The organism is Segatella copri, assembly GCF_002224675.1.
GTDB lineage: Bacteria > Bacteroidota > Bacteroidia > Bacteroidales > Bacteroidaceae > Prevotella > Prevotella copri_U.
The window spans coordinates 17,244-30,162 of record NZ_NMPZ01000013.1; the positions used below are offsets into that span (position 1 = coordinate 17,244).

The 12,919-nt window shown below is 51.3% G+C and carries 9 protein-coding genes; all 9 read left to right on the forward strand.

The features are described 5' to 3' along the window. The first annotated feature begins 132 nt into the window (after positions 1-132). Positions 133-2,610, forward strand: coding sequence for an endopeptidase La (lon, locus tag CFT61_RS09200; protein WP_089544147.1), 2,478 nt, complete (start codon positions 133-135; stop codon positions 2,608-2,610). Then, the gene (gene tgt, locus CFT61_RS09205; RefSeq protein ID WP_089544148.1) at positions 2,607-3,734 is read left to right on the forward strand and encodes a tRNA guanosine(34) transglycosylase Tgt; all 1,128 of its coding nucleotides are present in this window, start codon (positions 2,607-2,609) and stop codon (positions 3,732-3,734) included. Before lon ends, tgt begins: the two co-directional genes overlap by 4 nt. Positions 3,735-3,792: 58 nt before the next feature. Beyond that, positions 3,793-5,055 carry an LptF/LptG family permease gene (locus CFT61_RS09210; RefSeq protein WP_089544198.1) on the forward strand — a complete coding sequence of 421 codons (1,263 nt, stop codon included), beginning with the start codon at positions 3,793-3,795 and terminating at the stop codon, positions 5,053-5,055. An 83-nt stretch (positions 5,056-5,138) separates the two neighbouring features. Continuing rightward, complete coding sequence (locus tag CFT61_RS09215; RefSeq protein WP_089544149.1) at positions 5,139-6,944, forward strand: DEAD/DEAH box helicase; 1,806 nt, start codon at positions 5,139-5,141, stop codon at positions 6,942-6,944. Between the two features lie 156 nt (positions 6,945-7,100). Further along, entirely contained in the window at positions 7,101-8,429 is a 1,329-nt protein-coding gene (locus tag CFT61_RS09220; protein WP_176425559.1) for a ComEC/Rec2 family competence protein, read from the forward strand. Positions 8,430-8,468: 39 nt separating this feature from the next. After that, positions 8,469-11,075, forward strand: a complete 2,607-nt coding sequence (hrpB, locus tag CFT61_RS09225; protein WP_089544151.1) for an ATP-dependent helicase HrpB — start codon at positions 8,469-8,471, stop codon at positions 11,073-11,075. A 40-nt stretch (positions 11,076-11,115) separates the two neighbouring features. Beyond that, positions 11,116-11,577, forward strand: a complete 462-nt coding sequence (locus tag CFT61_RS09230) for a peroxiredoxin (RefSeq protein WP_089544152.1) — start codon at positions 11,116-11,118, stop codon at positions 11,575-11,577. A 12-nt stretch (positions 11,578-11,589) separates the two neighbouring features. Further along, positions 11,590-12,318, forward strand: a complete 729-nt coding sequence (locus CFT61_RS09235) for a sulfite exporter TauE/SafE family protein (RefSeq protein ID WP_089544153.1) — start codon at positions 11,590-11,592, stop codon at positions 12,316-12,318. 56 nt (positions 12,319-12,374) lie between these two features. Beyond that, on the forward strand, positions 12,375-12,884 hold the full coding sequence (locus CFT61_RS09240) for an HD domain-containing protein (RefSeq protein ID WP_089544154.1): 510 nt from the start codon (positions 12,375-12,377) through the stop codon (positions 12,882-12,884). Positions 12,885-12,919 lie beyond the last annotated feature (35 nt).

Sequence of the window (12,919 nt, forward strand, 5' to 3'; positions counted from 1 at the left end):
GGGATTCTCGGCAAAAATCACTAACTTTGCACCCTATAAATATATATTCAAGAGAATATGCACTCCAAAAAGTGTTTATCAAAATAGAACAGAAATTCATATACACCCCAAAAAGTGTTTACCAAATAGAATATGAACAGAAATTCGAATACACAAATCCAGATGATAGCCGACTTTGAGGGCGATGCATCCGTATTGATACAAGAAAGGGAGGCAGGAGTCTATCCTACCCTCTGCACCCGCGACCTGGTGGTTTTTCCATCCGTGCTTACTCCTATCTTGATAGGCAGGGCGGAAAGCAAGGAGTTGGCAAACATGCTGGAGCAAAATCCAGAAACAGTATTCTGCATCTTTTGCCAGAAGCATGCGGACATAGACTCACCTAATCAGGAAGACTTGTACGAAACCGGAACATTTGCCAAGTTGATGAGAGTCATCAACATGCCAAACGATGAGCATCAGAAAACCATCATCGTACAGGGTTTAGGCAGATGCAAGATGAAGCAGATTGTAGATAAGGAACCATTCTACCTTGCCGATGTAGAAAGTCTGCCAGAGACTTGGCCTACCGAAAAGGAAGCCGAAGATCCTATGTTCAAGGCATTGACCCAAACATTCTTCGAGGAATCTATCAAATTCATTCAGTACAATGAGAACATTCCCAACGAGGCTGTCTATGCGATCAATGAGATTACCAATCGCTTCGTGAAATGCAACTTCATCTGCACCTCCCTCCCTTTTACGGCAGAAGACAAGATCAAGATGCTGGAACAGGAGAAGCTGTCAGAGCGACTGATAGAGGCACTCAAGGCCTTGCACAAGGAGCAGAAACTGCTCTACCTGCAAAATGAAATCAGGAACAAGACTCAGTTTGATCTCGACGAGCAGCAGAAGGAATATTACCTGAAGCAGCAGATCAAGAACATCAAGGAAGAGCTGGGCGAAGGCGAAAGCAGTCCGGAAAAGAAGGAGCTGCTCGAAAAAGCCAAGACCAAGAAATGGAACGAGGCAACCCAGAAGGTTTTTCAGAAAGAGTTGGCCAAACTCGACAACATCCATCCTCAGAGCCCAGACTACCCTATCCAGCTCAACTATCTGCAGACGCTGGTAGATTTGCCTTGGGGCGAATACACCGAGGATGACCTCAGCCTGTCTCATGCCCAGAAGATTCTCAACCAGGACCACTACGGCATGGAGAAAGTAAAGGAACGCATTCTGGAATATCTTGCCGTAAGATCCCTGAAGGGTGGAATGCAGAGTCCGATTCTCTGCCTCTATGGTCCTCCGGGAGTCGGCAAGACCAGTCTGGGCAAGAGCATTGCCAAGGCCATGAAGCGCAAATACGTGAGAATGTCTCTGGGCGGTCTGCACGATGAAGCCGAGATTCGCGGTCACCGCCGCACTTATATCGGAGCCATGCCTGGCCGCATTGTCAAGAACATCCTCAAGGCAGGCAGCAGCAACCCTGTCTTCATCCTCGACGAGATAGACAAGGTTTCAGCCAACAACCACCAGGGTGATCCGGCATCAGCCTTGCTTGAAGTACTCGACCCAGAGCAGAACAACACCTTCCACGACAATTACCTGGACGTGGATTACGATCTCTCTAAGGTTCTCTTCATCGCAACCGCCAATGACATCAGCTCAATCCCACGTCCTTTGCTCGACCGAATGGAGCTCATCGAAGTAGGTGGCTACATTACGGAGGAGAAGATAGAGATTGCCAAGCGCCACCTGATTCCGAAGGAATTGGAGAATACAGGTCTCGACAAGTTCACCCCGAAGGTAAGCTTCAACAAGGCAGCCATCGAGGGCATCATCGAGCACTACACCCGAGAAAGCGGCGTGCGCCAGCTCAAGAAACAGATCAACAAGGGACTGCGCAAGATGGCCTACAAGCTCGCCTATTCCAAGGAATTGGAGAAGCCATCCATCACCGCAGCAGACCTGAAGGAGATTCTCGGCACCGCCCCATTCACCCGCGACATCTATCAGGGCAACGATTATGCAGGAGTAGTAACAGGACTTGCATGGACCTCTGTGGGCGGCGAGATTCTCTTTATCGAAACCTCGCTGAGCAAGGGAAGACAAGGCAAGCTTACCCTGACCGGTAACCTGGGAGATGTGATGAAGGAATCGGCAGTCATCGCCCTGGAATACATCAAGGCGCATATCGACCTGCTGGGCGTGGATTACCGCATCTTTGAAAACTGGAACATCCATATCCACGTACCCGAAGGTGCAACGCCAAAAGACGGTCCTTCGGCAGGTATTACCATTGCCACCAGTATCGCTTCGGCCATCACCCAGCGCAAGGTTCGCAAGAACATAGCCATGACCGGCGAGATTACCCTTCGCGGCAAGGTACTCCCAGTGGGAGGCATCAAGGAGAAGATCCTGGCAGCCAAGCGTGCCGGCATTACCGACATCGTGATCTGCAAGGAAAACAAGAAGAACATCCTCGACATTCCAGAAAAGTATCTCAAGGGCGTAGAGTTCCATTATGTAGAAGATGTAGCAGATGTCTGGGAGTTTGCCCTCACCGATGAGAAGGTAAAGCACCCTATCAACTTCACCATTCCTGAAAATGACAAAAAAGAAAAGAAATGAAATTTGAACTACAAGTAACAGATAAGGCAAGCGATGCTCGCACCGGCATCATCACCACCGACCACGGACAGATCAAGACTCCGATCTTCATGCCTGTGGGAACTGTGGGCAGCGTAAAGGGTGTACATTTCGAAGAATTGCGCCAGCAGGTAAAGGCCCAGATCATCCTGGGAAACACCTACCATCTCTACCTGCGCCCGGGACTCGAAGTCATCAAGGCGGCAGGCGGACTGCATAAGTTCAACGGCTGGGACCGTCCTATCCTCACCGACAGCGGCGGCTTCCAGGTATTCTCGCTTACCGGAATCCGCAAGCTCAGAGAAGAGGGCTGCGAGTTCCGTTCCCACATCGATGGCAGCAAGCATTTCTTCACTCCAGAGAACGTGATGGATACAGAACGCATCATCGGTGCCGACATCATGATGGCTTTCGATGAGTGTCCTCCCGGACAAAGCGACTTCATGTATGCGAAGAAGAGTCTGGAGATGACTCAGCGCTGGCTCGACCGCTGCATCAAGCGCTTCGACGAGACAGAACCTCTCTACGGTTATCAGCAGAGCCTCTTCCCTATCGTCCAGGGCTGTACTTTCCCAGAGCTGCGCCGCGAAGCAGCCAAGTACATTGCCGACAAGGGAGCCGACGGAAATGCCATCGGCGGTCTTGCCGTAGGCGAGCCTACCGAGGTGATGTACGAAATGATCGAGGTGGTGAATGAGATTCTTCCAAAGGACAAGCCTCGCTACCTGATGGGCGTAGGAACTCCCCAGAACCTGCTCGAGGCCATCGAGCGCGGTGTTGATATGTTCGACTGCGTAATGCCAACCCGCAACGGCCGCAATGCGATGCTCTTTACCTATAATGGTACGATGAACATGCGCAACAAGAAGTGGGAGATGGATTTCAGTCCAGTGGATCCAGACGGCTGCGACATCGACCAGATTACCACCAAGGCCTACCTGCACCATCTCTTCAAGGCCCAGGAGCTCCTTGCCATGCAGATTGCCAGCATCCACAACCTCTCGTTCTATCTCCGTCTCGTTACAGATGCACGCCACCATATCGAGCAGGGCGACTTCGTAGAGTGGAAACGCTCTATCATCGATCAACTCGGCCGACGAATCTAGCTTGAGCGTTGAGCATTGAACTTTATAGGATGCTCCTATACATATTTTACATTAAATGATGAAAGATTATAAATACATCAGAAAACATCGCAGACTGCTCAAGATGGGCAGAGCCTTCGAATCTCGCTTCGGCTGGCTCATTGCCATCCTGCAGCGCATAGCCCGCATTCTAGGCTGGATCGGGCACAAGCTGCGATTCCTCAGGGTGCTCAGGTATCTCAACCCACTGAGATACATCAAGCGGTTAGACTGGTACATTATCAAGAAGTTCTTAGGCTACTACTTCTTCTCGATTGCACTGATCATCTCCATCTCCATCGTGTTCGACTTCAATGAGAACCTGGCGAAGTTCACGGAGTATCATGCACCAGCCAAGGCCATCATCTTCGATTATTATGCCAACTTCATCCCCTACTTCGCCAACCTCTTCAGTGCGTTGTTCGTGTTTGTGGCGGTCATCCTCTTCACGTCGAAGCTGGCAGGCAACTCTGAAATCATCGCCATTCTGGCATCAGGTGTTTCCTTCAAGCGACTCCTTCGTCCTTACCTCATCACCTGCATCATGCTCTCAGCCTTGAGCTATGTACTCTCTGCCTACGTGATTCCACACGGCACGGTAGTACGCCAGAACTTCGAGACGATGTACAAGAACAAGAAGAAGAATACTTCTGCCGAAAACGTACAGCTGCAGGTAGATAAGGGCGTAATTGCCTATATGCAGCACTACGACAACAACTCGAAGCGGGGTTACGGATTCTGCCTCGACAAGTTCCAGGAGAAGAAACTCGTAAGCCACCTTACGGCGATGGAGATTCAGTATGATACGATCTCCGACAGCAAATACCACTGGAAGCTGAGCAACTGGAAGGTGCGCCAGCTGAAAGGTATGAAGGAGCACATCACCAGCGGAGCACAGAAGGATACGCTGATTACGATGGAGCCTACCGACCTGGTTTATTCCAAGGGTCAGCAGGAAACCTTCACCAGTCCGGAATTGAAGGAGTATATTTCCAAGCAAATCAACCGCGGTTCGGGCAATGTGGTGCAGTATCAGGTAGAATACCACAAGCGCATCGCCGCCTCGTTTGCCTCCTTCATCCTCACCATCATCGGTGTTTCGCTTTCATCGCGCAAGCGAAAGGGAGGTATGGGCCTATCCTTGGGAATCGGTCTTGCACTGAGCTTCGGCTACATCATGCTGCAAACCGTATCGGCAACCTTTGCCATCCAGGCAAACTTCCCTCCGGCACTTGCCGCCTGGTTGCCAAACATCATCTTCGCCTTCGTTGCCTACTTCTGCTACCGCAAGGCTCCGAGGTAATTAAACATTGAAACAAAGAACCTTGACCATTGGAACGAATGAAGATCCATCCGGCTCAATGGTCAACAAAAGAAAGGAAAAGAATGTATTTCGACGAATTAGATTTGAATGACAACGTGCTCGACGCATTATACGACATGCGCTTCGACACTTGCACCCCTGTACAGGAAAAATGTATCCCTGAGATATTGGAAGGTCACGACGTATTGGGCGTGGCACAGACCGGAACGGGTAAGACAGCAGCCTATCTGCTCCCAGTATTGAGCAAGCTTGACGATGGCGGCTATCCGAAAGACGCCATCAACTGCGTCATCATGTCGCCAACCCGCGAGTTAGCCCAGCAGATAGACCAGGCCATGCAGGGCTTCGGCTACTACCTGCAGGATGTGAGCAGCGTGGCTGTTTATGGCGGCAACGACGGCAACCGCTACGATCAGGAGCTGAAGAGTCTCCGCATGGGTGCTGATGTCGTGATTGCTACTCCAGGTCGCCTCATCACCCACATTTCCCTGGGTAATGTAGATTTGAGCAAGGTAAGCTTCTTCATTCTCGATGAGGCCGACCGCATGCTCGACATGGGCTTCTCTGAAGACATCAATACCATCGCTTCCAAGTTGCCAAAGACCTGCCAGACCATCATGTTCTCAGCCACCATGCCTGAGAAAATTGAGGAACTTGCCAAGGCCCTACTCAAGGATCCTGTAGAGATCAAGCTTGCCGTAAGCAAGCCTGCCGAGAAGATCAAGCAGGAGGCTTACGTTTGTTACGAGACCCAGAAGATGACCATCATCAAGGATATCTTCAAGGCTGGCGATATGAAGCGCGTCATCGTGTTCAGCGGCAGCAAGATGAAGGTGAAGCAGCTGGCTGCTGCCCTTCAGCAGATTGGCATCAACTGCGGTGCAATGCACTCCGACCTGGAGCAGGCAGAGCGCGATGATGTAATGTTCAAGTTCAAGAGCGGTCAGTTCGACGTACTGGTTGCTACGGATATCGTGGCTCGTGGAATCGATATTGATGATATCGAGATGGTCATCAATTATGACGTACCTCACGATACTGAGGATTATGTTCACCGCATCGGCCGTACAGCCCGTGCCAACCGCGATGGTAGAGCCATCACCTTCGTCAACGAGGAAGACCAGTACTGGTTCCAGCAGATTGAGAAATTCCTGGAGAAGGTGGTAGAGAAGATGCCTCTGCCGGAAGATTGCGGCGAAGGCCCTGAATACATCAAGCTCAACAAGCCTTCAAAACGCAACAATGGTCGAAAGGGCAAGGGCGGAAACAACCGCAACGGCAACCGCGGCGGCATCAATAACAGCAACGGCGAGGGCAAGAGCAAGACCAGCGCCAAGAGCCGCAGACAGAAAGACCGCGACCAGACTTCACACAAACGCAAGCCAAACAAGCCAAACGAGCGTCAGGAAAAGACTCCTCAGAACAATGGCGAGAATGGCGCACAGAAGAATCACGAGAACGGCGAGCAGAAGAATCGCGAGTTCAAGAACAATGAACAGAGAAGCGCTGAGCAGCGCAACGGCGAGCAGAAGAATCGCAATAACAACAAGCGCCGCAACAACAATAAGCAGCGCAACAACGAGAACGGCAACCAGCAGGGCAATCAGCAGTCTAACGGCAACCAGCGCCCAGGCAATGAGAACAATGTTCGTCCTGGAAGCAATGGCCGAGGCAGAGGCGTAGCCCAGAAGAAGCAGGGTGGCGCTCAGCAGAACCAGCAGAAGCGACAAGGCGCTGCTCCTCAGAACCAGCAGAAGAAGGGAACTGAGAATTCCGGTCCTCGCAAGTACGCTCCTGTTGTCAATCCACAGAAGAACGATAATCCTGTGAAGAAATTCATCAAGCGTATCTTCGGATTCGGCAAATAATCTCAAGAGAGAATAATCTCCCGAAATGATGTATTCCTGCTTCCAGGCAGGCTTATACATTATTATATATATATGAGAAGCCCGATAAGAGAGTTGGACTATCCCAACCTTTTGTCGGGCTTCTCTTTTTTAAACGAACCTGAAAACACGGCTAAAATGGACAGAAACAAAAGACTCCCAGTCACTCCGCTGATGTTCTTCAGCCTCATACTATCACTTAGCATCATCACAGCCAGATACAGCTATGATTACTTCTCCACGCGCTATTGGCTCATCGCAGCCATCATTGCCATAACCTTAGCCGGCTGCTGCTATGTACTCTATGAAACCCGTCAGCTTTTCCGGCTCTTCTTCAGAAAAATCAAGCAGTTGGTCCTTCTTCAGAGCTTCCTTCTGTCGCTCTGCCTGTTCTGTCTGGGCGGTTTCATCACCTCCCATCATATCGATAAGACGAAAGCACCTGGCAGCATCATGACCTACCAGTCACTCTCCCCCATCGACCGCACCATCCTGGCAAGCCGTTCCTTCCGCCAGCAGCTGGAACAGCAGCTGCATACTTATCATATTGACGGACAGGATTTCGCCGTGATTTCTGCGATGGCGATGGGCGATAAGGGTTCACTCGACCGGGAAACCAAGGAGAGCTTTTCCATCTCCGGCACAAGTCATATACTGGCAGTTAGCGGCTTGCACATAGGCATTATCTTCCAGCTCTTCGTGATTCTTCTGGGCGGAAAGCGCCGTTCCAGACCCACCATTGCCCTGTCCCTCGTTGCCGTATGGGCGTATGTCGTCTTTATCGGCTTTCCCCCTAGCGCCGTCAGATCAGCCTCCATGCTCAGCATCTACAGCTTCTGCCTGCTAGCCCTGCGCCCCGACCTTTCGCTCAACACCCTGGCCCTAGCCTATGTCATCATGCTGTTTCTGAATCCCTTCCATCTTTTCGACATCAGTTTCCAGATGTCCTTTCTCGCCGTGGCTTCCATCCTCATGTTCTATCCTCCACTCTTCGGCCTGCTCAAATCCCACGGCAAGATCATCCGTTGCCTCTGGGGATTATTCAGCGTATCCCTGGCGGCACAGATAGGCACGCTTCCGCTCATCGTCTATTATTTCGGCAGAATATCCTGCTACTCCCTGTTCACCAGCTTCATCGCCATCCCGGCAGCCACCCTCATCCTCTATCTTTGTGCCCTGCTCCTGCTGCTTTCTCCCCTTACCTACATTTCCAGCCTTGCCTCCGTCGGCACCTGGCTGATGCAACATGTAGCAGCAGTACTTGCCAGCATTACCCAAGCCACCCATACCGTCTTCCGGCTTACCAGTCTGTTGCCGGGTGCCAGCATAGACCATCTTCATCTGTCACTCCTTCAGTTGATGCTTCTCTATCTGGCAGTTGTATCTGGCTACCTGGTCCTAGCCAAATGGAACCAGATAAGGGAAAAAATCTACAAGATTCGCCATTCTCATGCATTACCTTTCTAATCATTTGCCCATCACAAAAATAATGTGTATCTTTGCAGTATGAATTACGATAGAATCAAACAGCAGGCAGGTCATCTTCCTGCCTTCCAGATAGCCGACGCCATCAACAGCACCCTGAAGGAGTCGGCAAACCTTGTTGTTACCGCTCCACCGGGAGCAGGAAAATCCACCATACTCCCACTCACCCTCCTCGGAGCCACCCCACAGGGAAAGATTCTGATGCTGGAACCACGCCGCCTTGCTGCCCGTCAGATAGCTGAACGAATGGCAAGCATCTTGGGCGAACCCGTGGGCAAGACCGTGGGTTATCGGGTACGCTTCGAGAACAAGGTTTCTTCAGAAACCCGCATCGAGGTGCTCACCGAGGGAATCCTTACCCGAATGCTCATCCACGACGCCACGCTCGAAGGAGTAAGCGCCGTCATCTTCGATGAGTTTCACGAGCGAAGCATCAACTCCGATCTGGCACTTGCCCTCACCCGACAGGCACAGGAAATCATCCGACCAGATTTGAAAATCATCATCATGTCGGCAACCATCGATGCTACTGCCATCTGCGAGGCTCTTCAGGCACCATTGATAGAGAGCGAAGGACGGATGTTCCCCGTAGAGACCATTTATTCTGAGACCGACATTGCGCGATACGACATATATAAAGAGGTGGCGGCTACCATCCTCAAGGCTGCAGATAGGAACGAGGGAGATATTCTGGCTTTTCTTCCTGGACAGTCGGAGATTCTGAAATGCAAGGAGATATTGGATGCAAGCCTCAGCAGAGCAGCAGCTTCATCATCTGCATCAGCTTCATTATCTGCTGCTTCATCATCTGCTGCTGAGCTTTCCGTTCCGCAGGTTTATCCGCTCTACGGCAATCTTCCACCCGAGAAGCAGCGCCTCGCCATAGCCCCTTCGAAAGAGGGAGAAAGGAAAATTGTGCTCGCCACACCTATCGCAGAAACCTCACTTACCATCGAAGGCGTGAGAATCGTGGTGGATTCCGGACTCTGCAGAAAACTGGTTTACGACGCCCGAACGGGATTGAGCCACCTGGAAACCGTAACCATCAGCAAGGACATGGCAACCCAGCGAAGAGGACGAGCCGGACGAGTGGCTGAAGGAATCTGCTACCGGTTGTGGACTCAGACCTCGGAACATCTGATGGAAGACCAGCGCCGACCGGAAATAGAGGAAGCCGACCTTACGTCGATGGTGCTCGACATTGCAGCCTTTGGCGAGAACAATCCCCAGTCGCTGCTCTGGCTTACACCACCGTCAAGCAGTAACCTACTCAATGCCAAGGAATTGCTTCTTTCTCTTGAAGCGATAGAACCGGATGGCAGCATCACCCCATTGGGCAGGAAGATGGCAACATTGCCTTGTCATCCGCGCATCGCCAAGATGATGATGAGTTCAGAATCTTCTGCACTCAAAGCTCTAGCCTGCGACGTTGCCGCCCTGCTGGAAGAGAAAGACCCGATGAGCGACGCAGAGGATTCGGATATGGCGCTGCGCCTCTCCATCCTCCGTTCGCAGCGACAGAAAAACAGTCTGGGCAGATGGGCTCGCATCACCCAGATAGCCCAGGAATACCGCAGGATGCTCAAGGTGAAGGAAGACAATGAGCCGGTGGATGCAGAGGAGGTGGGCAGGCTGATAGCCCTAGCCTATCCTGAGCGCATCACCATGGCAATCGATAATATCGGACATTTCAGAATGTCGAACGGCAAGACAATCTTCATCGATTCAAGCGATGCAATGTCGGCGCAGCAATGGCTCGCCATCGCCTCGCTCAATGTATCTGCTCAGCCGTCGGGTACGAATGCTTCCACCCCGCTTCCATCTTCAGGAAAGGCAGGCAGGGTGTTTCTCTCGGCTCCCGTAAACATCAACGACCTCCCTACCCACGAGTTCGACAACATCTCGTGGGACAGTAAGGCGGGAATAATCAGGATGCAGAGAGAGCGACGCATCGGAACCCTGGTGGTGGATAGCAAACCGCTCCAGGATGCCGACAAACAGCAGATTATCCATATTCTCTGCACCGCCATCCGGAAGGAAGGACTCAGCATGCTGGATTGGAACGAAGACGTTCAGCGGTTGCAGCGGAGGGTGGCGAAGGTAAGAGCGTGGCACCCGGAAATGGAGTTGCCCGATCTGTCCACCACGCACCTGATGGAGACAGCCGCCGAATGGTTGCCCTTCTATCTGGAACAGGGCGGAAAGCTCAAGACGAGCACCGCCGAACTCAGGAAGCTCAATCTCCCGGAAATCCTCTGGGCACAGATTCCATACGAGCAGCAGCAGGAAATAGACCGCCTCGCACCCACCCACATCGTGGTTCCATCGGGCAGTCATATCCGCATCGACTATCGCCAGGGAGCCGAGGCTCCCATCCTCAGTGTCCGTCTGCAGGAATGCTTCGGAATGACTCAGACGCCAGCTGTTGATGATGGCAGGGAGCCACTGCTGCTGGAGCTGCTCTCTCCAGGTTTCAAGCCCGTACAGCTTACGCAGGACCTCGCCAGTTTCTGGCAATCCACCTACTTCGAGGTGCGCAAGGAGCTGAAGCGCCGCTACCCCAAGCACTTCTGGCCCGAGAATCCATTGGAAAGCGAGGCAGTAAGAGGAGTGAAAAGAAAGAAATAATAGATAGAAGAATAGTATAACTTTTAAATAATATATAATTATGAATGTAGGAGATAAAATACCAGAGATTCTTGGCATTGACCAGGACGGACGTGAGATCAAGGCAAGCGACTATCGTGGTCGCAAGATAGTGCTCTACAGTTATCCAAAGGCTAACACCAGCGGATGCACTGCCGAGGCCTGCTCTCTGCAGGCTCATAAGGAGGAACTGGCAGCAGCCGGTTACGAGATTATCGGCGTGAGCAAGGACAAGCAGGCGCTGCAGAAGAAGTTTGCAGAAACCAAGGGTCTGCAGTTCCCTCTTATTGCCGATACCGAGACCACCCTTTTGCAGGAACTCGGCTGCTGGGGCGAGAAGGTAACCTGCGGCAGAAAGACCATCGGAATCCTCCGCACCACCTATCTTGTCAACGAAGAAGGCATCATTGAGAAAATCTTCACTCCAAAGGAGATCAAGACCAAGATTCATGCAGAGCAGATTCTGGATTACATCCATCAATAAGCCTACTGCAGAATGGACAATATTGTCATCGAACTTTTTCTGTTGAGCATCGGAGCCAGTTTTGTGCAACGCACTACTGGCTTCGGTTTTGGCATCTTCATCATGACGATGCTCCCCTCCATTATGCCCTCTTACGGTGAGGCAACAACCCTCTCAGGCATCCTGGCGATGACCACCTCCCTGATCATCGTCATTCAGAAATACAAGTACATCACCTGGAGGCGGCTGCTGCCCATTCTGTTCACCTTCATCATCATCTCCATCGGAGCCATCTTCGTGCTCAAGCGGATGGAATATCACATACTGAACATATTGCTCGGTATTACGCTGATCATCGTGAGCATCTACTTCGCCTTCTTCAGCAAGCGCATCAAGGTAAAGACAACGCTTCCAGTGCAGGTTACGGCAGGAACATTGAGCGGATTGATGGGAGGATTCTTCGGAATGCAGGGACCACCAGCCGTACTCTACTTCGTCAGTTCAGAGCCCGACAAGGATCGCTATCTGGCGATGACGCAGACCTATTTCCTGGCAGGCAATCTGATGATGACTTTGGCAAGAGCCTACAATGGTTTCTTCACCACCACGGTCTCCATAGGTTATGTATATGGAATAGCCGGAGTCTTCATTGGCAACCTGATAGGCTCCTGGGTGTTCAGGCACCTCAGCGGCTCCCTGCTCAAATACATCATCTATGCCTATATCGGAATCAGCGGATTAACCTTCCTTCTAGGGGCGTAGCGTATGGTGGCTATAGGTAATTGAAATAAGAAAAAAAAATAAAAAAACATAAGATTATGACAAACAAGGAATTGACACTCGCCACTCTGATGAGGGCGATGATTAAGTACGATGGTGGCGATGCGCCACGCATCCAGCATTTCGTAAAGGTACATGACTTTGCCCGCATGATTGCAATATTAGAGGGAATGAACGAAGAAGAACTCTTCGTACTCGAAGCAGCAGCTATCCTTCACGATGTAGGCATTCACGTTTCAGAAGCCAGATACGGCAACTGCGATGGCAAGCACCAGGAAGAACTGGGTCCTGACGAGGCTAGAAAAGTACTGTCAGAAGTTGATGGATTCACAGCCGCACAGATAGAAAGAATCTGCTGGCTCATTGCCCATCATCATACTTATCAAGATGTTACCAGCCTCGACCACCGCATTCTGCTCGAAGCAGATTTCCTGGTGAATTCCTTCGAAGCCCACCTTGCTCCCGAAGGCATCATCACCTTCCGCAACCATGTATTCCGCTCGGAGTCAGCCATCAAAATGCTGAATGATATGTGGGGGTTGGAATAAAAAATCCGCAGCCTTGTTTCTACAAGGCTGCAGCC